Source organism: Actinomyces qiguomingii (genome assembly GCF_004102025.1).
Taxonomy (GTDB): domain Bacteria; phylum Actinomycetota; class Actinomycetes; order Actinomycetales; family Actinomycetaceae; genus Actinomyces; species Actinomyces qiguomingii.
In genome coordinates, this window is record NZ_CP025228.1 from 129,751 (window position 1) to 152,874 (window position 23,124).

A 23,124-nucleotide genomic window follows, 5' to 3' on the forward strand; every position below is an offset into this window, starting at 1 on the left:
CGGTAGTCCGGGTTAGGGTGGGCTGCATGGAGACTTGCCATGACTGAGCCCCGGCGACCGTGGCGTCCGCCCACCCTAGCCGATGTAGCGGCGCGGGCGGATGTATCTAAGGCAACCGCCTCACGCGTACTGGCCTATGCAGAAGGCCGATCGAAGAACTGTCCGGCGGCAGCCAGTAGCGTGCTCACCGCCATATCTGATCTCGGATACCTATCCGGTTCGGCCGACCTTCCCCGCCTGCTCGTACTGGTGACTGATGTGAGTCGAACCGGTTACTGGGCGACCTTGTCAGGAGTGCTTGCCGCGTGCCAGGAACTCGGTGTAGGCCTGGCTGCGCATGTGCTCTCTCACGATACTGCTCACCGGCGCAGGGCGCTGCTGACGGCACTGGAAGACCGCGTCGACGGCGTCGTGGTGGTGGAGTTCGACTCCCTGAGCGTGTCCATTCTGTCCGAGTTGCCGGCCGATCTGCCGCTCGCCGTTGCCGGTGGCGTACCGGATCCGGAAACCGACGGGCTGCCCAGGGCGTGGATCAACGACCGCGCGGGGGCGCGCACGGCGGTACGGCACCTGATCGAGTTGGGGCATCGGCGCATCGCCTACGTCGGGGTACCGCCTGCGGGTCACCCTGACCCCCGGGTCATCGGGTGGCGGGAGACGCTGGTGGCGGAGGGGCTGCACGTGGTTGAACCGCTGGCTACGGGATGGTCGGTGAAGACGGGACTGCGGGCGGCGGCTCGAGCATGTGCGGTGGGTGCAAGTGCCGTCCTGTGTGGCAACGACGATCTGGCAATGGGCCTGATCGCGGGACTGACTGCCGCCGGAGTGCGGGTTCCGCAAGATGTATCGGTTATCGGTATGGACGATCACCCGCATGCGGTGGCAGCAAACCCGGCCTTGACCACGGTGCGTATGGACTTTGTAGGACTGGGGGAATGCGCTACTCGGCTGGCTCTGGGAGACCTGGACGGCCCGTTGATTGAGGTGCCCACCGAGCTTGTGGTCAGGCAGTCCACGGCTCCCCCGCCGGCACCGTGACGTGCAGGACGGTAGGTGGAGAGGTGGAAAATCAGTCGTCCAGGTGACCAACCAGGTGGGCGGCCAGGCCCGTGTAGGTGGCGGGCGTCAGCGCCAGCAGCCGTGCCTCGACGTCGGCGGGCATACCCAGGGAGGCGATGAACTCCCGCATGGAGGTGGCCGTGACCCGCTTGCCGCGCGTGAGCTCCTTGAGCCTTTCGTAGGGATCGGCCATGTCGGTGGCTCCAGCCACCGACGCTGCGCGCATGGCCTGCTGCACCGGCTCGCCCAGGACCTCCCAGGCGGCATCCAGATCCTCCGTCAGGCGGGCGTGGTCGACGTCGAGCCCGGCCAGGCCGCGGCGAATGTTGTCGATCGCCAGCAGCGAGTGCCCGAAGGCCACGCCCACGTTGCGCTGCGTGGTGGAGTCCGTCAGATCGCGCTGTAGGCGGGAAGTGACCAGGGTGGCGGCGAGCGTGTCCAGCAGGGAGCAGGAGATCTCCAGGTTGGCCTCCCCGTTCTCGAAGCGGATCGGGTTGACCTTGTGCGGCATGGTGGAGGAGCCGGTGGATCCCTGCGCGCTCAGGCGCTGGCGGAAATAGCCCAGCGAAATGTAGGCCCAGGCGTCGGTGGCTAGGTTGTGGGCGATCCGATTGAAGCGGGCGACGTCGGCGTACAGCTCCGCCTGCCAGTCGTGGGACTCGATCTGGGTGGTCAGCGGGTTCCAGGTCAGGCCCAGGGACTCGACGAAGTTGCGGGCGATCTGCTCCCAGTCGGCGCCGGGAACCGCGACCACGTGCGCCCCGAAAGTGCCGGTGGCGCCGTTGATCTTGCCCAGGTACTCGGTGCCCTCCACCCGCGTTACCTGCCGGCGCAGCCGGTGGGCCAGCACCGCCAGCTCCTTGCCGAGCGTGGTGGGGGTGGCCGGCTGGCCGTGGGTGCGGGCGAGCATGGCGGCGTCGGCATGCTGGCGGGCCATGGCGGCCAGGTCGTCTACGAGTCCGCGTGCCGCGGGCAGCCACACCTGCGTCACGGCGTCGCGGATGGTCAGCGCGTAGGCGAGGTTGTTGATGTCCTCGCTGGTGCAGAAGATGTGGACGATCTCGTGCACCTGGGGCAGCGCCGTGGGTCCCAGGGCGTCGGGGGCGGCGTCCAGGCGCCGCTTGAGTAGGTACTCCACCGCCTTGACGTCGTGGCGGGTGACGGCCTCGATCTCCGCCAGCTCGGCGATCTCCGCCGCGCCGAAGGCGTCCACGACGCCGCGCAGGTAGGTCTTCTCGGCGTCGGACAGCACGGGGGCACCGGGCAGCGCCCGGTGATCGGTGAGGTGGATGAGCCACTCGACCTCCACGCGCAGGCGTGCCCGGTTCAGGGCGGCCTCGGACAGGTAGTTGACTAGTGGTGCGGTGACGGCGCGGTAGCGGCCGTCGAGCGGGCCGAGGGCGATGGCGGGGGAGACGGTGGCGAGGTCGACCATGATGCCGATTCTGCCAGGCGTGGTCGTGGGCGGAGACCGGTGTCTCAGAGAATGCCGCAGGCGCGGCACGACCGGACCAGGACGTGCGTGCGGAGGCGCCGCGCAGGAGGCGCGCAGTAGTTCGCGATGCGGGCGGGCCGCGTCAGGCGCGACGGTGGGTGGTGGCGGTGGAACCCTGGCGGCCTTGGAAAACGATGAAACCGGTCGCCTTCAGACGGTCCAGCGCCCATTTGACCTGGTGGTCTGTGAGTCCTGTCGCTTCGGCGATCTGTGCACGGCACGGATACCGGTTCCGAGATCCTCGATAACGCGACGCCCTTCGGTATCGGTCGTGAAAGTACAGATGTCATACAGGCGCTCGTTGACGGCCGACTTGCCGTCACGAGTACCCAACTGGTCCACGGTCAGTCCCCACAGGCCGCCGGGCTGGGATCCCCGGTGGTCGCCCAGACCGCCGCCGACGCCGGGTAGCCGTCTGGCATGCTTACAGGCCGCTGCCCTCGCCTCATGAGCTCTCGTCTGCCTGTGCCGCGGCGTGGGGCGGGCGTGAGCGGCCCGACGGCGGGGAGGATGAGCCCATGAGTGAGCCAGCGCACCGGCCCTCGCCCGAGCCGACCTCCGCCGACGTGCCCCAGTGGATCTACGACCTGGTACCCATCGCCGCCCATGCCCGCGCACTGCTGCGGGCGGGCGCGCCCGCACTGCTGGTTGCCATGGGCATCGTCTTGGTGGTCCCGCAGTTGGTTGCGTATGCGGCGTCGTGGGTGGCTGTGGTGTGCACAGTGTTGGGCAGCGTCATGGCGCTGCGGCACGGCGGGCCGAGCGCGTCTGCCGCTGCTGCCTCGAATGCCCATGTCCGCGCCGCTACGGCGCGTATACAACCCGAGGCCGACGGCGTGGGCAACGTGCAAGGCGCACCCGGCGCCCCGGCCAAGGCCTCGCCGTCGGGAATCGCCGCCGGGGGGCTGCGCCCCGGCGGCCGCACCGCCGCCCTGCTGGTGGTGCTCGACCTGCTCCTGACCGCCACCGGCACCGCCGCGCTGGCCGGCCTGGCCCTGGCCGGCGCGGACCGGCCGTTGCTGGTGGCCGCCGCGGGAGCGGCCACGGGCCTGACCGCGGGCGTCGGCGCGGTCGCAGCCATGGAGCTGCGTGGCGGACGCACTCTCGGCGCGCTTGTATGGCTCGGCGCGTTCGCCGTGGCCATCATTGTCGCAGTGGCTTACGTGTACGTGCGCTTCGAACCCACCTGGTGGTGGGTGCTGGCGATGGCAATCGTCGTGGACGGTGTCGGCCTGCTGGCCCTGCGGGCCGGTGCCCGGGCCGACCGCGCCGGTACCCGCTCCGGCACCCGCTCCGCGTAATCCGGCCCTTCCGGTTGGCGGTGTGCTCGCCGAGTTCGGTCGTTATTACCATCGAGTTCGGTCGATATGACCATCGAGTTCGGTTGGTGGGGCCGGCGGGGCGGGGGAAGTGTCCGGATTCGGCACGAACGATGTTCCTGGACTGTCGGGCTGCGGGTGGACTGTCGGGCTGCGGGTGGACTGTCGGGCTGCGGGTGGACTGTCGGGCTGCGGGTGGACTGTCGGGCTGAGGGCGGACCGCCTGCCTGCCGTTGGACCACCTGAAACGCACTCTCAGACGGTCCAAGCGCAGGATCGCGGTCCAAGTACGAGGCCGGCGGCCGGCCGAGCCACACCCACCACCGCCAACACCTTTAAATCGGAAGAGCCCGTAATCCACAGGGCGGATTCGCGCACCCCCGCGTCCGCCGCATTCACAGGCTCCCTGCGGGCGGCGTCGCCGTCCCCCTACTGTCGGGGCATGTCTTCCTTTCTTCTTTCCATAGCCGCCAACAAGGTCAGTGTGGGAACCGCGATGGTCCCCGCGACGGTCCCATCGCAGTGGACTGGATCGGCGTCTGTCGCCTGCCAGACCTCTCTCGACGACGCCATCGGACTCATCGCCGGCCTGGACACGCTCATGACCGACGCTCAGGACGCCGTGACCGCCCTGGAGAACGCTGAAAGCGAGGTGGGGTGAAATGACTGCGACCACCTCGAGTGGGCTGGCCCCGGGAAACAGCTTGTACCCGGACGACTTGAATCTACGCACCCCGCTGGCGAGCTATGCAGACCCGAGTGAGGTTCCCGTGGGTTCCGGCCCGTTAGGGCAGCTATCCACAACGTCTCCCTTCGCGCCCCCGGCGGGCACCGGGATTAGGGACGAGAACGACATGGTGTGCAAAAAGGGTGACACGCCCTTCAGCAGCAAGATCGCGGGCTCCGGGTCTTACACCATGGATGCGTCCCTGCCATACAGCCTGAGCTGGAACGGTATGGCCGCTGGGACCGGTGTAGTCATTTCCGGGGGCGCATACGGGGTCAACACCGATGACCTCACCGACTTCGCCGCGACCCTCAATAGTGCCGCCGATTGGTTGGAGGATGCCCTCGACCTGGCACTGGCATGCCTGGCGGAGGTGCGCTCCCTGGCCAACAGACCCGTTGTCTTCACTTCGCTGAATCCCGACGACCCGTTGGGTCTGCGCTCCGATACCAAATCTGGGCCCATGTTCCCGGGCGACGCCCGATCCCGGGTGAACGCGTACACCTTCGTCGAGCGCATCAATGCGGAGGCCGCCCTTACTACACTCACCAGTGGAGCCGGTTCCCTTGATGACGCCGTCTCGAGTCTGCGCACACTTGCCACCGACGTGATCTCCGCCGGCACCACCTACACCGATGCCGAGTCGGCCGCGAACGGTGATTGGGTCAGTGTGCCGCGATTGCTCAGCTGGGGGATGAGTTCTCTCGGTGCCATTCCGGGCGCGACTGAGTTGGGGACGGTCGTGGCGGCAATTTCTGTGCTCACCATGAACGGTGTCGTCGGACCGGATGGCTTTGAGGACATTCTCCAGGGGATGCAGATGGTGGTAGCGGATCCGATGCTTGATGACTGGGTCAACACCGACCTCATGGTCCTGATCGGCCTGGCCGTATGGGCTCAGCAGGCCAAGACCGGTCTGGAGTCCACTACCGTCGAGGCCTACATCGGGCAGGTGGTAGCGGAACTAGACCCGGCCATCTCCCGCGTTCTGCCCGATCAGGTACAGGTCGGCAGCCGCAGGGTGAACACCTCGTTCCTGACACCCATGCAACGGGTGGCCTATTACCTGGCCGTGCGCGCCGAGCAGTTCGGCGAGAACCAATACGGGGCGCCCACCGGCGTTACGGTCACCCCGCACGGCGGAAGCTCCGTAACGGTCCCGACCGGTGTGCAGGATCCCTTCGGGCTCAAAACCGCCGTTCCCGCCGTCGCGGCGGCAGGCATGCTACCGCCGTCGTCAGGTAATGCGCCGCAGCCGGGCACGGCCGCAGACGTAATCCGCTACTGTGCCGACATGAAGGGCCGAGACGATGACGTCTCCTCCGGTGTGGTGTCCATACTGCGCACCGACCACGCCGACGGCACCACCTCCTGGCTCGTGGCCGTGCCAGGCACCACCGACTGGGGCAGCGGTGATACCAACCCGCAGGACCTGCTGACCAATCTGCAGGCCGTGTCCGGGCGACCCTCGGATATGGAGGCCGCCGTCGTCACCGCCATGCGGCAGGCGGGCATCGCCCCCGAGGACAAGGTCGGCCTGTACGGGCACTCCCAGGGCGGTATCACCGCCGTCAACGTGGCCGCGGACCCGGCCGTCAACAGGCAGTTCAACATCACCAACGTGCTCACCGCGGGCAGTCCGACAGCCGGTGCCGACCTGCCCGATAACGTCAACGCCCTGCATCTGGAGAATACCGGCGACGCCGTGCCCGCGCTCGACGCCGCGGCGACCCCGCGTACACGCACCCGCACGGTGGTCACCATCGACACGCACTCCTCCGGCTTCGACGGTTACCCGCACGCGCCGCAGATCTACGCCGACGCCGTCGACGGCATTGGCGGGAATCCACAGATCGACCAGTGGACCGAGGAACTGGCAGGCATCACTGGGGCGAGTGAGGACGGGGCTCAGACCACTGAGATCGTTTTCGACATCACTCGCGACAGCACCGAAAGCCCGTGGGAGCAGATGGCGCGAAAAACCGGCAAGCGGGGGTGAGGAGCGCGGGCGGGACGGGGCTCAGCGGTCGCTGGGCCCCAAAACGCCGACGATGACTGCCGAGGCGATGGAAACGATCAGCGAGCCCACGATCGCGGTGCCGAAGGAGCCCACATGCAGCCCCAGCGTCACCTCCGTACCAGTATTCACGCCGGCCAGCAGATCCGTGATCCGGCTGGTCAGCATGAGCATCGCCCCGTTTACCACCAGAGCGAATAGCCCGAAGGTCACCACGTACAGCGGGAAGGCCAGCACATGCGCCACCGGTTTGACCAGCGAATTGACCAGCGCCAGCACCAGGCCGACCACCAGCAGGTTGACCACGGTCAGAGCCAGGGTCGGGGCACCCGGCACGGCCATGCCGTCCAACAGGGCCACCGCCAGCCACAGGCCGGCCGCGTTCCCGAGCGTACGAACAATCAAGTCCATGCATCAATTCTCCCAGATGCTGGGCCCGGGTCGAACTGGAGGGGGCCGCCGCGCGTGTCGCCGCATGCCAGGATGAGGCCATGACCCCCGTGCACATCCGTCCCGCCGTCCAGACCCTGCCCGCCTATGTTCCCGGCGCCCGCTCCACCGGGGGCAACGCCGCCAAGCTGTCCAGCAATGAGATGCCTTTTCCGCCGCAGGACAGCGTGCTCGCGGCGCTGACCGCGGCCGCGGGCGGCGCCAACCGGTACCCGGAGATGACCGGGGACACGCTCGTGGAGGAGATTGCGCGCCGCCACGCAGTCACTGCCGGGCAGGTGGTGGTGGGAAACGGGTCGGTGGCCCTGATCCAGCACGTCCTGGACACGGTGTGCGACGAGGGCGACGACGTGGTCCTGCCGTGGCGCTCCTTCGAAGCCTATCCAATCTGTATTGCCGTGGCCGGGGCCCGGGCCGTGCCGGTTCCTCTCACCGCCGACGGCCGCCACGACGTGCCCGCCATGCTCGCCGCCATCACCCCACGCACGCGTGTGGTCATTGCCTGCACCCCCAACAACCCCACCGGTCCGGCCCTGACCGCCGACGAACTCGCCGCACTGGTGGAGGGTGTCCCGCAGAGCGTCCTGGTGATCGTGGACGAGGCCTACCTCGACTTCGTCACCGATGACGCGGTCGGGGATGCGCTCACCCTGCTGGCCGACCACGCCAACCTGCTGGTCAGCCGCACCTTTTCCAAGGCTCACGCCCTGGCCGGCATGCGCGTGGGCTACCTAGTGGGTGAAGAGGACGTCATCTGCGCCATCAGAAGCGTATCCACACCGTTCGGCGTGAATCTGCCGGCACAGGCCGCTGCCCGCGCCGCCCTGTCCCCTCAGGCGTTGGCCGAGACCGCTCGCCGTGTTGCCGTTGTTGTGGCCGAGCGCGACCGGGTGCTGGCCGGGTTGGGTGAGCAGGGGTGGCGGGTGCCCGATGCGCAGGGCAACTTCTTCTGGCTCGCCGTCGGGGAGGAGACGACGGCGTTGGCCGAACACTTCCGGGCGGCCGGCATCCTGGTGCGTCCCTTCGCCGGTGAGGGCGTGCGCGTATCAATCGGCACGCCGGCCGAGAACGATCGCCTGCTGGCCGCCACCGCCGCCTGGCTAACGCGCTGACCGCTGGGGCGCCGGGCCTGGGATATGTCCGCGGCATTAGGCGACGACTCTCAGCGACTCTCAGTGGATGGCGATGGTGAGCAGGAACAGCAGGCAGAACACGATCTCGGTTACGCCCATGACCAGTGGGCGCAGCGGGGGGCGGCGGGCGCGCACCAGGCGCCACTGCCACAATGGCACTGCGAGGGAGCGAATGGCGAGTGCAATCCACAGCACGGCGTGCGCCCAGGGAAGTCGGCCGTCGCTCGCGAGCCACACGGCGCCGGTGGCGACCAGCGCATGCCAGGCGACCGTTCCCGCCAGCAGGGACCGGTTGAAGCGCTCGCGGATCATCGACTTGATGTAGGGAACCGTGCCGCAGAAGTAGGCGGCGGTCAGGGCAGTGACCAGCCACATCCACGCCCAACCGGTCAGTTCCCCGTTCGGGGAACTGCCGGGCAGACTTGTGGCGTCGGCCCCCAGGCCCAAGAAGCCGCCGCGGCCGCCCACGCCGAGCGAGTAGGTGACCGCCGCAATGAGCGAGGCTGCGGTTGTGGTCGCCAGACCCGACAGCAGGGAGCGCTCCCGCCCGCGCCAGGCCTCCAGTAGGGCGATTGCGAACAGCGGCGCCAGCGGCACCGCCCACTGCACCAGGTAGGGGGCCACGGACAGGGTCACTATGCCTAGCAGCGCCGTCCAGGTGGTGTAGACGGCCAGCGGTGGCAGCAGTAGCGCCCGGCGGCGCGGTGAGCGGGCGCGCGTCCACTGCGACCAGGCCCAGTAGCTCAGGTAGCTGCCCAGCCAGGCGGGGATGAACAGCAGGTTTACCCAGCTGAATCCGCCCACAGTCCAGCCGATGAGCGGCGGCAGCAGCAGCATCGAATGGGCGCCGTGCTGGTTTGGCAGCCAGGCGCGGCGGCCGGGACGCGCAGTGGGACGAGCGGAAGTCGAGGCCGACCCTCGGGGTGGGGCGCCGTTGCCTCGGATGTGGGAAGAGGACGGGCGCACAGGTTCGCCGGTGGCAAGTAGGCGGTCGTCCTGGGGCCCGGGGCGGGACTGGTGGTGAGGAATGGTGCCGCGCTCCCCGCGCCCGTTGGAAGTTGTGGGTCCTGACTGCGCCGTGGAGGTGTCTGCATCAGGCAGGCCGGAGGTGTACTCCACGTGTCGGTCGGCGGGGTCGGAGGGGCGCTGCTGAGTCACGTAGGCCAGCCTAATTGGCCCCGGGTGATATCGCCCTAGCGGAGTCCGACTGACGGTACCCGTCTGCCGCGCGGCATGCGGGCGGCAGACGGTTCGAGATGCTCTTCTCGATCCCGAACGGTTTCACGCCCTTGTCCGGGTGGTGCTCCTAAGTGCAAAGAGCCCCGTGAACCGGAAGAGCCGGTTATTCGTTGGGATCATACGGGCGCCGGAGAGGGCATCGTTGCCGTCAACCCGCAACTGGACGGTCGCGGAAAGTATGACCCCTCGCGCACCCGCCAGAGCCCGCTTACCCTTGCTACCTTCCGGTCCTGGGGGATTCACTGGATGACGCCGCACGAGGGGCCGTACCAGAGCGTACCCGATGAGTCCCTAAGGTGGTCAAGTCCGCGGTTCGACCACGGCCGCATCCCGGTTCGCTCATGCGTGCGAGGCCGTCACAGGACACGAACATGGCACAGTATGGAACACCGCGGTTCGCCCACGCGTGCGAGGCCGTCACGCGGCGGCGACGTATCCGACCATGGCAGCGGTGGGTGCGCTCGCGCGCGAGTGCTTCTTCGGCGTGCTCAACCTCCAACTGGGCGTGCATGGTGCGCTTACGTGCGCGAGTCCTTCATTTCGCCGTCTTGCCGAGACCGGGATCGGGTCCCGGATCCTCACCCGCGCTAGCTCCTCGTGACGGATGCCACCGCTCTGGGTTGGCGCTGACACCGTCCCGTCCGATATATTCGCGTCTCGCTACATGCGGTGAGCAGCTGCATGAGGCGCCTGGAGGATTCGCCTAGTGGCCTATGGCGCACGCTTGGAAAGCGTGTTGGGTGCAAGCCCTCGGGGGTTCGAATCCCCCATCCTCCGCCACCACTTTTCCCCGGAATCACAACGATTCCGGGGATTCTCATTGTCCCCCTGCCAACCGACCTGGGTTATCGGCGCAAACGTGGTGCTTTAGACCGGTGTGTCGTGGTGTTCTAGCTGGTTCGTCCGCCCCAGCCTTTGCGGGCCCAGAGGCCTTCTTCGGGCGTGGGGGTGGTGCCCCATCCGGCGGGGTGCGTGCTGGCGGTGGTGGGTGTGGACCCGGTCGGCTGCCGGCCTCGTACTTGGACCGCGTTCCTGCGGTTGGACCGCGCTTTTGCGGTTGGACCGCCTGAGAGTGCGTTTCAGGTGGTCCAACGGCAGCCAGACGGTCCTCGCCGGCGACCGGGCGGGGGCGGCCTGCCGGCGACCGGGCGGGGGAGGCCTGCCGGCGACCGGGCGGGGGAGACCTGCCGGCACCAACGTGGTGGGACCCACCGGCACCAACGCGGCCACCACCGCTCGGCGACTGCAACCCCACCACGCCCCAGACCGGAAGATCCGATTAGCTCCCTGACCGCAATCACGCCGACTTTCCCGCACCATACCAGCTGAAACCCAGGAATCAAGCAATACGTGTGTGCCGATAACTTGAACTCGCAGGGGGCGCGCTCCCCATCGACGTCGCCAACGAATCGGCATATGGTAGCGGCATGGGTATTCAAAAGTTCTCTAATCGCAATATCTCAACCGTCACCTCCTTGCTACTCGCCGGCAGCCTGGCGCTGACGCTGACCGCCTGCGGCTCCTCCGATGACGCCGGCGCCGACGCTTCGACGGCCGCGAGCGAGGCTGCCGCCGTCGAGACCGTCGAGGCCACCGAGGAGCCGGATGCGACGGCCGCCGAGACCGAGCACGCTCGCGAATCCGGCGCCGATGATGCCAAAACGGATGCCGCGAACGACTCCGACGCCGGCTCTGCTGGAAAGGCGACCCCGGCGCCCGAGGGCGTGATGATCTCCGCCATGTCCGGCCGGGACCTGCCCGAGACGTTGGGCGAATACACCAACACCGGAAAGGATGGGGACGCGGATTGGTACAAGCTCAATGAGGAGGACAGCCTCTTAAAAGCCATAGGAGTCGAATTCAGGGAGGGCATGAACTACGAGATGTCGGTTGAACGCCTGAACGAGACGGTTCCCGCGGGCACCGGCTTGTGCGGCACCACCCTGCCCGGTGGAACCAGCCTCGCCTGCTACTTGCAGGTCACCGACGGAACGGTCGTCGTCTCGGCAGAGGCCTCCTTCATCTCCAAAGAGGATCTCGCCGCCTTCTGCAACGAACTCGCCGCGCAGCTCGGCACCGAGTAATCACCCCTCCCCGCGTAACCGCCGGGCGGGAGCACCTTCTCCCTCTCGCCCGGCGGTTACGCGATTGGCAATGCGCCAGACGTCGCATCGTGTCGGTGCTCCCGTTTAGAGTCGGACCGTGACCACCGCCCTCTACCGCCGCTACCGGCCCGACACCTTCCAGGACGTCATCGGGCAGGAGCACGTTACTGCTCCGCTCATGGCGGCCCTGAGCGCCGACCGCGTCACCCACGCCTACCTGTTCTCTGGCCCGCGCGGCTGCGGCAAAACCACCTCCGCCCGCATCCTGGCGCGCTGCCTGAACTGCGATCGGTATCCCACCAACACCCCCTGCGGGCAGTGCCCCTCCTGCCGGGACCTGGCCACCGGCGGGACGGGCTCGCTCGACGTCGTCGAGATCGACGCCGCCAGCCACAACGGCGTCGACGACGCTCGTGACTTGCGCGAGCGAGCCTCCTTCGCCCCTGCCCGAGATCGCTACAAGATCTTCATCCTCGACGAGGCCCACATGGTCACCCCACAGGGCTTCAACGCCCTGCTCAAACTGGTCGAGGAGCCGCCGGAGCACGTGAAGTTCATCTTCGCTACCACCGAGCCGGACAAGGTCATCGGCACCATCCGCTCCCGCACCCACCACTATCCCTTCCGGCTGGTTCCGCCGGACATCCTGGAGGGCTACTTGGGTCGCCTGTGCCAGGCGGAGAGCATCGGCGTGGGTCCGGGTGTATTCCCCCTGGTGGTGCGCGCCGGCGGCGGCAGCGTGCGCGACACCCTGTCGGTGATGGACCAGCTCATCGGCGGCGCCGTCGACGGCGAGGTCGACTACCAGCGCGCAGTCGCCCTCCTGGGTTACACGGACACCACTTTGCTGGACTCCTGCGTGGACGCAGTTGCCGCCGCTGACGGTGCGGGTGTGTTCCGGGTGGTGGACCGCGTGGTCACCTCCGGGCACGATCCACGCCGCTTCGTTGAGGACCTGCTGCAACGGCTGCGGGACCTGCTGGTGATCGCACTGGCCGGCAGTGAGGCCGGACCTGCCCTCGGTTCTCTGCCCGCCGACGAGCTCTCCCGCATGCAGACCCAGGCCCGCACCATCGGTGCCCCCGGGCTGTCCCGGGCGGCGGATGTAACCGCCCAGGCCCTGGACCAGATGGTGGGCGCGACCTCACCCCGGCTGCAGCTGGAGTTGCTCATGGCCCGCCTGCTGCTGCCTGCGGAACCCGCGGCATCGGCGTCGCAGCCCGCTGCGATGGCGGGCCGACCGGCGCGCGCCAATGCTGGAGCGCCCGCCCCGACGCCGTCGCGGCCCACGCCAGCAGCACCGGCCCGGCCGCACCCGACCGTGCCTGCTGCGGCACCGGAGGCGGTCGCCGCTGCCCCGGTCGCACCCAACGTCCCCCAGGACTCGCCCGCCGCTCACGCCGCGACCCCGGTCGCCGACCATGCCGCCGCATCCGCGCGCGGCTCCAGGCCGGATGCGCCCGAGCGACGCCCGGCTTCGCCCGCCCAACCTGGCCCCGCGGCACCACCTGGGGCGCGGTCCGCCTCTGCGGTGCCGCCTGGCAGCGCCGCCGACGCCGGGGCACCGCCTGGCAGCGCCGCCGACGCCGAAATGATTCGTGCCCGCTGGCAGGAGGTGCTCGACGCCGCCAAGCGCTCGCGCCGGGCCACTTGGGCCCTGGTGGGACCCAACTCCCAGCCGGGCGGCCTGGACGGTGGCGTCTTCCAGGTCATCTTCACCGGTCAGGGCCTGGTCAACGCCTTCGAGAACGGAGGGCATGGGCCGGTTCTCGCCCAGGCCATCCATCAGGCGCTGGGCCTGAGTGTGGAGGTGCACGCGGTGCTTTCCGGTCCCCAGGGAGGTCCCGGTGGACCTGCTGGCCCAGGTGCCGGCCCTGGCGGGTCGGCAGGACCTCGCGGTGGTAGCAGCGCTGGCGGGCGTGATGGTTTCGGTGCCCACACCGGGATGGGCGTGAACGCCGAGCCGGGTCCCTCCCACGGTTACGTGGAGGACGCGGGCGGTGACCGCGGCCAGGTTCCCATAAGCCCGAGAGTCTCGCAGGATACTCAAGCCGGTGCTGACGCCGTGGGCGGATCCGTGCCGGCCTCAGCCGCGCCGGTTTCCATCGGTGACGATGGTTGGGGAGAGGTCGCCGTCCCCGGTAACCGCCGAACCGAGCAGGCGGCGGCCGTCGACGTCGCCCCGGCGCCCGACATAATCGATTCGGCCCACAGTTCAGCCCCTCTGGCGCGAAGCACTCCTCCTTCCGCACCGCCGTCGGCGCCGGGGGCCGAGGAACTGGCGGCCCCCGCCTCCACTACTGTCGGGTCGCAGGACCCGGTGTCGCAGGACCCGCCGATGGGCACCCCAGAGGGCAACATCGTCGATTCCACCGGCGCCTCTGCGGCGGACGGGGCAGGCGCGCCCGCAACTCCCTCGCCCGACCGACCGTCGACGGCTGGTGCGTCGGATATTGCGGCAACAGCGGCGACGAGTACCCAGGCGGTGGACGCCGTTCCCGGCGCCGAGCCGGGTGAGGATCCCGATGCCGCTCCGCTGGCCACCGTGCACCGGCTGCATCCTCTTCCTGAGACCCCCACGTCTTCGTCGGCTTCACCGCCTACGGCGAATTCCTTGGGCGCCGCCGAATCCGCCCAGGGACCCACAGTGTCATCTGGAGTTTCGCCGGAATCCGCCGATACGGCGGTCGGCGTGGACCCGGGCTCCCGACCACATGGCCTGTCCCCGGTGGCCTGGGACGGCCCGGAGCAGACCTTTTCAGACGGCGTGCCTGTGCCTGAGGAGCCCGGTGATCCCGAAGGGCCGTCGGAGGACGGGCCGCCCGGATCCGGCCGTCTGGCCGCCGCACAGGCGGCCGCCAGGGCGGCGGCCCGCGGTGCAGCCCGCAGCCACAGCGATGACGCCCCGCCCGTGCCCGCACGTCCCGCTCTTGAGGACGACCTGCCCAGCGAGGACGATGAAGACGCCGAGGAGGCCGGCGTTGTCGGCCTCGAAGTCGTCAAACGTCTCCTGGGCGCCACCGTCCTGGAGGAAGTCACCGTGACCCAGGAAGGACACTGACATTGTCCGCTGCCTATGAAGGCGCACTTCAGGACCTGGTCGACCAGTTCGGCGAACTGCCCGGCATCGGCCCCAAATCCGCCCAGCGGCTAGCCTTTCACATACTGTCAGCGGATGCCGACTCCGTTGAGCAGCTGGTGGAGGCGCTACGCGCCGTTAAGTCCCGGGTGCGGTTCTGTCTCACCTGCGGGAACGTGGCCGAGTCCGAGCAGTGCGCCGTCTGCCGTGACCCGCGTCGCGACCGCAGCGTCGTGTGCGTGGTGGAGGAACCCAAGGATGTGGTAGCCATTGAGCGGACCCGCGAATACCGGGGGCTGTACCACGTGCTGGGTGGCGCTATCGACCCGATCAACGGGGTGGGGCCGGACGACCTGCGCATCCGCGAGCTGTTCACCCGGGTGGGGGACGGTGAAGTGGAGGAGGTGATCCTGGCCACCGATCCGGATGTTGTGGGTGAGGCGACCGCCGCCTACCTGACGCGCATGCTGCGCACCATGGCCGTGCCCGTATCGCGACTGGCCTCCGGCCTGCCCGTTGGCAGCGACCTGGAGTACGCCGATGAGGTCACCCTTGGTCGCGCCTTCGAGGGGCGTCGCCGCGTAGACGAGGAGAACTGAGCGTAGTGCATGGACCGCCTGGCTGCCGTTGGACCGCCTGAAACGCACTCTCAGACGGTCCAACCGCAAAAGCGCGGTCCAAGCGCAGGAACGCGGTCCAAGTACGCGGCCGGCAGCTGGCCGGACCCGCACCCACCACCGCCAACACCCCCAAACCGGAAGAGCCATATAACCATCGAATTCGGTCGGCGGGGCCGGGGGCTGGGTGTATTTGGTGCTGCGGGGCGTGGAGGCCCCGTGTAGGGGCTGTGGGCGGATCGAGCGGCGTACGGCGCGGCGGCGCTCCTTGCCACCAGCTTGCTACCAGCCGTGGTGTCCGCCCGCCTACTTTCATCCCCGGAGCGCACACGGGCTCCAAGCGGGCCGGGTAGGCTCTCCGGGAGGACGAACGCACGACGCGCTTGAGAGGGGAGCAGACGTGGCCGCACAGCCCACAGCTGGAGTTTGGGATGAGGACCCCGATGGCGCCTCGATCGTCCTGGCCACCGGCCGGCCACGTCACGATCTGCTGGTGGTCGCCGAGCCGGGGATGCTGACCGAACTGGACGAGTCCTGGGGTCGGCCCACCTCTCGCGTGCGCCTATCCTTCCTCCCCGGAGTGTCCGCGCCCGCCGGCATCGGTCAGGAGGACACGCTGTGCTCCTATGACCGCGACGGCGTCGGCGTGCTCGTGGCGCGCGGCCGCACCAGCCTGTTCGAGGGTAAGTCCGCCCGTCGCACCACCGCCCTGGCACGCATCGCCCCCGGCGCCGGGGTGCGCGCCGCCATCCTCATCACCCGAGCCGCCGGCCTCGGCGGCTTTGTTCCCGGGGACTTCCTCACTATCAGCGACCATATGAGTCTGACCGGTGCGGCCCTGTTCCCTGCTACCGGACCGGTGGAAGCCGCCTGGGACCAGGATCTTCTCGCCGAGCTGTCGGGACTCGACGGCGTACGTGCCTCCGCCGTCGTCGCCCTCACCCCGGGGCCGGTGCGCCCGAGCCCGACCGAGGCCCGCGTCCTGGCCGCCCTGGGCGCCGACGCCGTAGTCACCGACACGGTCGCCGAGGCTATGGCCCTGGCGTCGCGTGGAGTGCGCGTGACCGCATTGGCATATGTGGATGCGGTGGCGGGAACCGAAAGTCGCGGCGGGGGCCGCCGTGCCGTCGCGCCGCCGACAACCGATTTCCAGCAGGCGCCCGCCCCCGATGTGGTCCTCGCCGCAGTGGAAAAGGTTATCGACGCCCTGGACTGAGCAAGCCGCGCACGGCGTCAATCATCTAGTCTCAGCCCCGTGAAACCCTTCCTCATGCTGGCCGCCCGCGCCGACGACGAGCCCGCCGACGCTGAGTACGAGGCCTTCCTGCTGCGCACCGGACTGAACGAGTCCAGCCTGATCCGCCACCGTCTCGAGGCCGAGCCCATGCCGGAGATCGACCTGGAGGACTGGTCGGGCATCATCGTCGGCGGCTCGCCCTTCAACACCTCCACCCCACAGGAGGACAAGAGTCGGGTGCAGCTGCGCGTCGAGGGCGAACTAGACGCACTCATCACGCGTCTGCTGGAGGCCGACTTCCCCTTCATGGGTGCGTGCTATGGCCTGGGCCTGCTCACCAGGCACGAGGGCGGTGTGGTAGACGGCACCTACAGCGAGGAGGTGTCCTACCCGCAGGTGGAACTGACCCGGGCGGGCCGCACCGATCCTCTGATGGAGGGCATGCCCACGTCTTTTCAGGCCTTCGTCGCTCACACCGAGGCTGTTGCCGCCCCACCCGCCGGCGGGGTCGTGCTGGCCTCCTCGGCGACGTGCCCCGTGCAGATCCTGCGGGTGCGCAGCAACCTGTACGCCACCCAGTTCCACCCCGAACTGGACGGCGACTATCTGGCTCATCGCCTGGCCTTCTACGCCGGCCACGGCTATTTCGACGACGACCGCCTGCCCCAGATCCAACAGGAGGTGCGCCGTCAGGACGTCTCGGATTCCTGGAAGGTGCTGTCCAACTTTGTGACTCGCTATTCCCGCTGAACCATCCTGTTCGGCCGGGGCGTAACCGAAGGATGGGCGGGTTGGGCCATGGACACGGCGATGGCACGGTGTCAGGATGACAGCAACCCGTGAATGAGGGTTCACGGACAACCCAGGTGCGAATGGTCGCGCACGGTGCGGCCTTGGCGCACGGAAGAAGGTTCGAACATGTCCCGCATCGTGATCGTAGGTGGCCACGGCAAGGTCGCCCTGCTGCTCGCCCCGCTCCTGGTACAGCGCGGCGACGACGTCGTCTCCCTTATTCGCGACCCCGCCCAGGCCGAGGATGTGGAGGCCACTGGCGCCACCGCCTTGGTCGTATCCGTCGAGGAGGCCAGCGAGCAGGAACTGGCGGCCGCCTTCGATGGGGCGGACGCCGTCGTCTGGTCGGCCGGGGCCGGTGGAAAGGGCGGGCCGCAGCGCACCGAGGCGGTTGATCGTGAGGCCGCGATCCGGTCTATGGAGGCCGCCCGGGCGGCCTGCGTGTCCCGTTACGTGATGGTCTCCTTCGCCGGTTCGCACGGTGCGGACCCGGTTCCGGCCGATCACCCGCTGCGCACCTATGCGCTGGCCAAGCTTGCTGCCGACCGCCATCTGGTGGCCTCGGATCTGGACTGGACGATCCTCGGCCCCGGGCTGCTGACCCTGGATGAGCCGACCGGCCGCATCGACGTCGGCCGTTTCGACGGCGAGGCGCAGGCGCCCACTTCACGAGCCAATGTCGCGGCCGTCATCGCAGCGGTACTGGTGGATCCTGCCAGTACCGGGAAGGTGATCCCCTTCCGCGACGGTCATACGCCCATCGCCGAGGCGATCGCCGACGTCCCGGACGAGTACGCCGACCTGGACTCCTGACCGGGCCGCCCGACTGAAAGCCGCCTCCCGCCGTGTCGAGGCCGGCGGGAGGCGGTTGAATCATTCGCGGCTGAAGTGGGTCACAAAGTTGCGGATGACCCGGCCCGCCACATGTTCCTGCGAGCTACGCGCCTCGGCCAGGATGTTGTCCACCAGGCCAGGATCCCCGTAGCCGGCATCGGAGTAGACCGAGACGCGCTGGGCGAAGCGTTCGGCATCGAGTTCGGGATTGAACTGGGTACCGTAGACGCTCTTGCCGACCCGGATCATCTGTACCGGGCAGTCCGCGGAGCTGGCCAGCAGTGTGGCGTGCTGCGGCACGTCCACGGCGCCCTCATGGTGGCCGACGAAGGCGCTAAAGGTCTGCGGCATACCAGCCAGCAGCGGGTCCTGGCGGCCCTCGGCGGTGAGGTAGACGTCGGTTGTGCCCAGCTGTTCGCCGAACTCCCGGGAGGACGGGGTGCCGAGGTAACCGGCGAGTACCTCCAGCCCGAAACCGGTGGCCAGCACGGGCACACCGCCTTTGAGTGAGAGGGCGAGCAGTTCACGCACCTGCTCCTCCACCCGCAGCTGGGTGCGAGTCTTGGCTGACTCCGGCGTCGAGGTGTCGTAGGGGCTGCCGCCGATGAACACCCCGGAGACGTCCTGTGCGGAGAAGGCGTCGGAGTAGTCGACCTCCTCCAGGAGGATGTGCTGGAGGTACTGCGGTTCTAGCCCGCCCTGGGCCAGGAAGGAGTCGTATTCGCTCTGCGCGGCTTCCAGCTCGGGACGCGTCGAGACCATGATGAAAGGCTTCACGCGATTACCTTACGGGTTTCATCGCCGTCGGGTGCAGCACGAGCGGGTGGGCCGCCCCACCCGCCGATGAGGGTGCGCCGAAGCCTTCGTGGGCCGTGTCTTGCCGAATAATTCCCGAGGGCGGCGTGGGGGGTCAGGGCGTCAACGTGATCATCCACCACAGCCATAGCCAGCCGATGGTGGCGGCCCCGCCGACGATGATGGCGAACCAGGCCTGGCCGTGTCCGCCGTTATAGCTGCCACGCAGACGTTGCAGCGCCAGACAGCCCAGCCCGAATGCGAACAGGCCCAGAACCGGGATGAGACTGAGGATGGCGCATACCACGGCGGCGACGGCGCTGGGTTCGGTGTGATGACGGGGAGCCTGGTAGCCGGGGCCGGCGAAGATCTCATACGAATCGAGCTGTTCGGTGCCCGGGAAGACGAAACCGGCCGGGACGATCCGGGTGGGGTCGACGACGTCGGGCTGCTCCTGGCTCATGGTGCCATCGTGCCACGGATCCGGTGTGAGGTGGTTGTATGATCTTCCGCCACCTCACGGGAGGTGGTGCGCCGGTGCACGATTACGTCTCCCGGAGTTCTTGGCGCCGAGCCGCGGTCAGTCGGCGGCCTCGGGGGCCGCAGGCGTGGCGACGGCGGACACGCAGCCGGAGGGCGCGGAGATCACCTGACCGGTTTTGAGTTGGCCTATCTCCTCCGTGGACAGGATGCCGGTGGAGTACTGGTCGCCCAGCACCACGCTGACCGTTTGGTCATCGGCGGCCTGATTCTCATCGATCTGCACGATTACGGAGCCGGTGAATACCTGCTTGAGCGTGTAGGCGTTGGTTAGTCCGGCGGGGGATGTGGTCAGTTGCACCTCACCGGAATAGTCGCCCATGGGCCAGTCGGCCGTGTTGTTGACGCTCAGGCCGGCCTCCCCGAGCGTGTCGGCGACGCCGCCGGCCAGCCCCGTGGTGTCGGTGCCGTTGTAGACATTGACCGGGATGGAGGAGATCTCCACCGTGGTGGCGTCGTTTGGCGGGCAGGGCTGAGTCAAGGTCTGCGTATCATCCTCCGCGGCGGAAAAGCCCGGATCGTAGATGGTCGGCAGCATCCCGCTCCACATCATCAGGCAGACGGCCGTCACCGCGGCCATGACCGTCAGCGTGCCACCGATCACGATTGTCTGCCGGCGCTTGAGGCGGCGCCGGTACTCGGCGTAGGGGTCGGGGGAAGAACTCACGTCCTCAGAGTAGTGGACGGCCGGGATTTGCGGGGACCGGGAGGGGACGGGATGCGGTGTCGGGGGATCAGCGACCGGGGATGTCGATGGTCGCTCGCCGCCACTGCTCCTGCGCAGCGCGGGTGGGACGCCACCGGCCCTCGCTGTTGACCCGCCACCACCACGGCTCCGGCACGGGCAGGATCCGCCCCTCGCTGACGGCCATGCCCTGGAACATGATGCCGACGTCGATGGGCACCTGCGTGAACACGTCGCAGCGCTCCTCCCACGGCACTAGGAACTGGTTGACCACGTACGGCGGCTCCCACTCCAGCGGGAAGGCCACTTGCAGCACGCGGGTGAGTTCGCGTGCGTCGGCTACCAGGGTCGGCCGTACGATCTGCAGGCTGGGGCGCCGATCGGAGAAATCGGTGAAGATGGCTACCCCGGAGTCGTCTGCGGTGGGCGTGTAGGTGGCGGTGATATCGCGGACAAGTGCCAGGCTGACCACGTCAATGACCTCCGGAACCTCCTGGGTGACGGCGGTGATTATGCGGGGCACGGCTAACTCCTTGCTCCCAGGGCGCGGCGCACGTTCCCCGTGCCCCCGTCCAGGGTGTGTATTAGGTCCAGCAGAGGCTCCCAGTCGGCGTCGAAATTGGATTCGAGCGGCACCAGCAGGCCGCGGCGCCGCCCGTAACCGGTGGCCTCGCCGCCGTGGGCGGAGGCCACCTTTGCGGCATCGACGCCGAGCCGGCGGACGCCCGGAGCGCCGATCAGCACGGCCAGGGGAGTGGGCGGGCGCCGCATAGTGACCGGCAGGGAGGCGTCCCGGCGCGCGTAGGTGCGCATGGCCAGGGCGAACTGGGGTTTGGTCTCGGTTGACAGGTCCCGGAATACCGCCATGGCCAGGTCGCGGTACTCGGTTGCTGGTGCGCCACCGGCCAGGTTGAGCTCCGCATACTCCTCTAGGCCGTTGTCAGTGCGGGAGACGCTGAGGGTTCCGGTGAACATGCCGCCGGGACCATAGCCGGCCACCACCAGGTGGACGGTGGGCATGTGCTTGCGGCAGAAGTCGGTCAGGGCGTCGCGGTCCCAGAATGCGCCGGCGGGCTCGTAACCGCCCCAGGACAGTTCGGCGCCGGGAAGCAGAATCTCGGCGACCAGTTCGACCATTTTGCCCAGCTGCGTGGTCCTCCGGGCCGGGTGGTAGGCGGAGATGGAGACGGTCAGGATTGGGAACACATCCCTTTGCACCATGTGCCGCGGGGAGATCTTCAGCTTCGGGTCAGCAAGGACCTCGAGGGTCTGGGATAGTTGCGGGACCAGACGGCCGGAGCGCAGCTCCCGGTAGGCCTCATCCTCCTCGACGAGCACTATGGTGCCGGTGGCGTCAGTGAGGCGGTCGAAGGCGGGGGTGACGGTGCTGTGCTCGGGGACCACCAGGATGGTGTGTTGGGAGCTTCCCGCGGCGCGGTGCAGCAGGTCGGCCAGCGGCTCGGTCAGGGCGGCGACGGGGCCGGGGAGCACCGTGATCCTGGCCCGGGCGCCGATCTGGGCGTCGAGCATGGGGTGGGTCATCTTGAAGGTCGGGCGCTCAGGCTGCTGCCTGCCGGGCAGGGTGAACGTTCCGCTGGGCATGGGCGGGATGGGCTCCTTTACGGGTTGGGCTGTCAAGAGTGTGCCGCCGGAGTCGGACGCATCTGCCGGACCGAACTGCGGGCGACCCGCTACGGCTCGCAGGGGCTGGCCGACTCGCGGTGGCGTGACGCTTGCGTGACTGCGTGCGTGATGCAAGACTACGCCGTGAAGTCGTTTCGTGGCACCGGCGGTCCCGATTCGTCACCATGCCGGGGTGCGTAACACTCGCATTAGATTCCTTCCTGAGGGGCATGACACATGAAGTTCGACATGGGCGCGTCCACGCTGACGACGCTTACCAAGCAGACCTCCTCCTCCAATGAGGACCTAGGGGCGCTGGTTAAGGAGCTGGTGGCGGCGGCTGAGCCATTGGAGGGCCGTTTCAACGGCTCTGGGCGGGCCGCCTTCGACGGCTTCAAGGCCCGCACGGATGAGGTCTCGGCGGAGCTCAACGCCTCCCTGGCTGCGGTGCTGGGCGGCATCAGCGGCATGGACACCGCCTTCATACAGGGTGAGCAGGAGATGGTCGACTCCACGCGTGCCGCTGAGGGCTCGGTGAGTTTCGACTCCGCCCGCTTCAGCACCGGTCGCTGATCCGACCGGATCGAGCCGGCCGCGCAAGGTTCATCTGTGAACGCTGCGGCGACCGGCGTTTAGCAGGACTTCCACGATTACACCAGTTATGTCTTCAAGGAGGGGACGAGTATGGCCAACCAGATCGACAAGCGTTCTTACGACGTCGGCGCATCCCAGGAGGTGCAGGCGAACTTCGAGCGGGTGGCCTCCCGGCTCGAGAGCCTGATCAACCAGCGTGACAGTGACGTCAAGGCCGCCATGGCCCAGTACCAGGCGGACGGGGTGTCGGATGAGTACCAGGCCAAGGAGCTGCGCTGGAAGAATGCCGCCGGTGAGGTGCGGGGGATCATTGCCACGCTGCGGCAGTCGATGCAGACCACGGATGAGGGCGCCCAGTCCGCCCTGCAGCGCGCCCGCCGGGCCGTGGATGAGATCGGTTGACGGCGGTGTCATCGTGGGATATTGACCCCGAGGGCGTGGCGCAGGTGCTGGCGGAGGAGCAGGCGCTGGTGGACTCAACCCCGGGCCAGGAGGGCGATTTCACCACTGCCCTCAACGGCGTCGGCACTGAACTGAACAACGCGATCACGCCATGCACCGATGCCAGCGGCATGGGTACGAACTCCAACGGGGAGGAGCTCATGCAGTCGGCACTTGTGGCCAGCGCGATCATCGACTGGTTCGATACGCACAAGCCGGACTTCGAGTCCATCACCACGACGATCAGCAACGTGCTGAACAACACCGTCAGCGCCGTTAACGCTTACCAGCAGCACGATGAGGCGGCCGCGCTGGAGTTTCAGCGCAAGGCCAAGTGACACCC

The 23,124-nt window shown here is 68.3% G+C and carries 23 protein-coding genes, 1 tRNA gene and 1 other RNA gene; 16 read left to right on the forward strand and 9 right to left on the reverse strand.

Annotated elements, in window-relative coordinates; all coding sequences use genetic code 11:
* Window positions 1-39 precede the first annotated feature (39 nt).
* Window positions 40-1,038, forward strand: a complete 999-nt coding sequence (locus CWT10_RS00545) for a substrate-binding domain-containing protein (RefSeq protein WP_103062264.1) — start codon at window positions 40-42, stop codon at window positions 1,036-1,038.
* Between the two features lie 31 nt (window positions 1,039-1,069).
* Here CWT10_RS00545 and purB read toward each other — a convergent pair whose 3' ends face one another.
* Window positions 1,070-2,494, reverse strand: a complete 1,425-nt coding sequence (purB, locus tag CWT10_RS00550; RefSeq protein WP_103062263.1) for an adenylosuccinate lyase — start codon at window positions 2,492-2,494, stop codon at window positions 1,070-1,072.
* A gap of 270 nt (window positions 2,495-2,764) precedes the next feature.
* Between purB and CWT10_RS17720 the strand changes: the two genes are divergently transcribed.
* The 4 genes from CWT10_RS17720 to CWT10_RS00570 all read left to right on the forward strand — a co-directional run bounded on the left by CWT10_RS17720 (window position 2,765) and on the right by CWT10_RS00570 (window position 6,599).
* Entirely contained in the window at window positions 2,765-2,965 is a 201-nt protein-coding gene (locus tag CWT10_RS17720) for a hypothetical protein (RefSeq protein WP_158247594.1), read from the forward strand.
* A 107-nt stretch (window positions 2,966-3,072) separates the two neighbouring features.
* On the forward strand, window positions 3,073-3,855 hold the full coding sequence (locus tag CWT10_RS00560) for a hypothetical protein (protein ID WP_158247593.1): 783 nt from the start codon (window positions 3,073-3,075) through the stop codon (window positions 3,853-3,855).
* Window positions 3,856-4,315: 460 nt separating this feature from the next.
* Complete coding sequence (locus CWT10_RS00565; protein WP_103062261.1) at window positions 4,316-4,534, forward strand: hypothetical protein; 219 nt, start codon at window positions 4,316-4,318, stop codon at window positions 4,532-4,534.
* 193 nt (window positions 4,535-4,727) lie between these two features.
* On the forward strand, window positions 4,728-6,599 hold the full coding sequence (locus tag CWT10_RS00570) for a hypothetical protein (RefSeq protein ID WP_103062260.1): 1,872 nt from the start codon (window positions 4,728-4,730) through the stop codon (window positions 6,597-6,599).
* 21 nt (window positions 6,600-6,620) lie between these two features.
* Here CWT10_RS00570 and CWT10_RS00575 read toward each other — a convergent pair whose 3' ends face one another.
* Window positions 6,621-7,028, reverse strand: coding sequence for a phage holin family protein (locus CWT10_RS00575; protein ID WP_103062259.1), 408 nt, complete (start codon window positions 7,026-7,028; stop codon window positions 6,621-6,623).
* A gap of 80 nt (window positions 7,029-7,108) precedes the next feature.
* On the opposite strand from CWT10_RS00575, the gene hisC reads away from it, so the two are divergent.
* The gene (gene hisC, locus CWT10_RS00580) at window positions 7,109-8,179 is read left to right on the forward strand and encodes a histidinol-phosphate transaminase (protein ID WP_103062258.1); all 1,071 of its coding nucleotides are present in this window, start codon (window positions 7,109-7,111) and stop codon (window positions 8,177-8,179) included.
* 60 nt (window positions 8,180-8,239) lie between these two features.
* On the opposite strand, the gene CWT10_RS00585 is transcribed toward hisC, so the two are convergent.
* Both CWT10_RS00585 and ffs read right to left on the reverse strand, forming a co-directional pair.
* Window positions 8,240-9,358: a YwiC-like family protein gene (locus tag CWT10_RS00585; protein ID WP_103062257.1), complete on the reverse strand. Its 1,119-nt coding sequence runs from the start codon at window positions 9,356-9,358 to the stop codon at window positions 8,240-8,242.
* 255 nt (window positions 9,359-9,613) lie between these two features.
* Window positions 9,614-9,708, reverse strand: an RNA gene (gene ffs / locus CWT10_RS00590) — signal recognition particle sRNA small type.
* A 423-nt stretch (window positions 9,709-10,131) separates the two neighbouring features.
* Here ffs and CWT10_RS00595 point away from each other — a divergent pair.
* The 7 genes from CWT10_RS00595 (at window position 10,132) to CWT10_RS00625 (ending at window position 18,082) form a co-directional block, all read left to right on the forward strand.
* Window positions 10,132-10,219: transfer RNA gene (locus CWT10_RS00595), tRNA-Ser, on the forward strand.
* A 647-nt stretch (window positions 10,220-10,866) separates the two neighbouring features.
* Window positions 10,867-11,523, forward strand: coding sequence for a hypothetical protein (locus CWT10_RS00600; RefSeq protein ID WP_103062256.1), 657 nt, complete (start codon window positions 10,867-10,869; stop codon window positions 11,521-11,523).
* Between the two features lie 118 nt (window positions 11,524-11,641).
* On the forward strand, window positions 11,642-14,605 hold the full coding sequence (locus CWT10_RS00605; RefSeq protein ID WP_103062255.1) for a DNA polymerase III subunit gamma and tau: 2,964 nt from the start codon (window positions 11,642-11,644) through the stop codon (window positions 14,603-14,605).
* 2 nt (window positions 14,606-14,607) lie between these two features.
* Entirely contained in the window at window positions 14,608-15,222 is a 615-nt protein-coding gene (gene recR / locus CWT10_RS00610; RefSeq protein ID WP_103062254.1) for a recombination mediator RecR, read from the forward strand.
* Between the two features lie 418 nt (window positions 15,223-15,640).
* Window positions 15,641-16,456, forward strand: coding sequence for a phosphorylase family protein (locus CWT10_RS00615; RefSeq protein WP_103062253.1), 816 nt, complete (start codon window positions 15,641-15,643; stop codon window positions 16,454-16,456).
* A 39-nt stretch (window positions 16,457-16,495) separates the two neighbouring features.
* Entirely contained in the window at window positions 16,496-17,227 is a 732-nt protein-coding gene (locus CWT10_RS00620; protein ID WP_103062252.1) for a glutamine amidotransferase, read from the forward strand.
* 168 nt (window positions 17,228-17,395) lie between these two features.
* Window positions 17,396-18,082: an NAD(P)H-binding protein gene (locus CWT10_RS00625; protein WP_103062251.1), complete on the forward strand. Its 687-nt coding sequence runs from the start codon at window positions 17,396-17,398 to the stop codon at window positions 18,080-18,082.
* 60 nt (window positions 18,083-18,142) lie between these two features.
* On the opposite strand, the gene CWT10_RS00630 is transcribed toward CWT10_RS00625, so the two are convergent.
* The 5 genes from CWT10_RS00630 to CWT10_RS00650 all read right to left on the reverse strand — a co-directional run bounded on the left by CWT10_RS00630 (window position 18,143) and on the right by CWT10_RS00650 (window position 21,725).
* Window positions 18,143-18,880, reverse strand: a complete 738-nt coding sequence (locus CWT10_RS00630; RefSeq protein WP_103062250.1) for a glutamine amidotransferase-related protein — start codon at window positions 18,878-18,880, stop codon at window positions 18,143-18,145.
* A 133-nt stretch (window positions 18,881-19,013) separates the two neighbouring features.
* Entirely contained in the window at window positions 19,014-19,361 is a 348-nt protein-coding gene (locus CWT10_RS00635; RefSeq protein ID WP_103062249.1) for a DUF4190 domain-containing protein, read from the reverse strand.
* A gap of 117 nt (window positions 19,362-19,478) precedes the next feature.
* On the reverse strand, window positions 19,479-20,105 hold the full coding sequence (locus tag CWT10_RS00640; protein ID WP_103062248.1) for a LytR C-terminal domain-containing protein: 627 nt from the start codon (window positions 20,103-20,105) through the stop codon (window positions 19,479-19,481).
* A gap of 67 nt (window positions 20,106-20,172) precedes the next feature.
* The gene (locus CWT10_RS00645; protein WP_103062247.1) at window positions 20,173-20,646 is read right to left on the reverse strand and encodes a hypothetical protein; all 474 of its coding nucleotides are present in this window, start codon (window positions 20,644-20,646) and stop codon (window positions 20,173-20,175) included.
* Between the two features lie 2 nt (window positions 20,647-20,648).
* Window positions 20,649-21,725, reverse strand: coding sequence for a DUF6177 family protein (locus CWT10_RS00650; protein ID WP_103062246.1), 1,077 nt, complete (start codon window positions 21,723-21,725; stop codon window positions 20,649-20,651).
* 258 nt (window positions 21,726-21,983) lie between these two features.
* Between CWT10_RS00650 and CWT10_RS00655 the strand changes: the two genes are divergently transcribed.
* From CWT10_RS00655 to CWT10_RS00665, 3 genes are all read left to right on the forward strand, one after another.
* The gene (locus CWT10_RS00655; RefSeq protein ID WP_103062245.1) at window positions 21,984-22,319 is read left to right on the forward strand and encodes a hypothetical protein; all 336 of its coding nucleotides are present in this window, start codon (window positions 21,984-21,986) and stop codon (window positions 22,317-22,319) included.
* 111 nt (window positions 22,320-22,430) lie between these two features.
* Window positions 22,431-22,742 (forward strand): pore-forming ESAT-6 family protein, encoded by a 312-nt coding sequence (locus tag CWT10_RS00660; protein WP_103062244.1) that lies wholly within the window; start codon window positions 22,431-22,433, stop codon window positions 22,740-22,742.
* A 5-nt stretch (window positions 22,743-22,747) separates the two neighbouring features.
* Window positions 22,748-23,119, forward strand: a complete 372-nt coding sequence (locus CWT10_RS00665) for a DUF6507 family protein (protein WP_128683178.1) — start codon at window positions 22,748-22,750, stop codon at window positions 23,117-23,119.
* Window positions 23,120-23,124: the final 5 nt, after the last annotated feature.

Excerpts from the sequence above, each read along its gene's own strand:
- CWT10_RS00545 (WP_103062264.1), top strand. The coding sequence starts at position 40 with ATGACTGAGCCCCGGCGACCGTGGCGTCCGCCCACCCTAGCCGATGTA.
- purB (WP_103062263.1), bottom strand. The coding sequence starts at position 2,494 with ATGGTCGACCTCGCCACCGTCTCCCCCGCCATCGCCCTCGGCCCGCTC.
- CWT10_RS00560 (WP_158247593.1), top strand. The coding sequence starts at position 3,073 with ATGAGTGAGCCAGCGCACCGGCCCTCGCCCGAGCCGACCTCCGCCGAC.
- CWT10_RS00565 (WP_103062261.1), top strand. The coding sequence starts at position 4,316 with ATGTCTTCCTTTCTTCTTTCCATAGCCGCCAACAAGGTCAGTGTGGGA.
- CWT10_RS00570 (WP_103062260.1), top strand. The coding sequence starts at position 4,728 with ATGGTGTGCAAAAAGGGTGACACGCCCTTCAGCAGCAAGATCGCGGGC.
- CWT10_RS00575 (WP_103062259.1), bottom strand. The coding sequence starts at position 7,028 with ATGGACTTGATTGTTCGTACGCTCGGGAACGCGGCCGGCCTGTGGCTG.
- hisC (WP_103062258.1), top strand. The coding sequence starts at position 7,109 with ATGACCCCCGTGCACATCCGTCCCGCCGTCCAGACCCTGCCCGCCTAT.
- CWT10_RS00600 (WP_103062256.1), top strand. The coding sequence starts at position 10,867 with ATGGGTATTCAAAAGTTCTCTAATCGCAATATCTCAACCGTCACCTCC.
- CWT10_RS00625 (WP_103062251.1), top strand. The coding sequence starts at position 17,396 with ATGTCCCGCATCGTGATCGTAGGTGGCCACGGCAAGGTCGCCCTGCTG.
- CWT10_RS00635 (WP_103062249.1), bottom strand. The coding sequence starts at position 19,361 with ATGAGCCAGGAGCAGCCCGACGTCGTCGACCCCACCCGGATCGTCCCG.
- CWT10_RS00650 (WP_103062246.1), bottom strand. The coding sequence starts at position 21,725 with ATGCCCAGCGGAACGTTCACCCTGCCCGGCAGGCAGCAGCCTGAGCGC.
- CWT10_RS00655 (WP_103062245.1), top strand. The coding sequence starts at position 21,984 with ATGAAGTTCGACATGGGCGCGTCCACGCTGACGACGCTTACCAAGCAG.
- CWT10_RS00660 (WP_103062244.1), top strand. The coding sequence starts at position 22,431 with ATGGCCAACCAGATCGACAAGCGTTCTTACGACGTCGGCGCATCCCAG.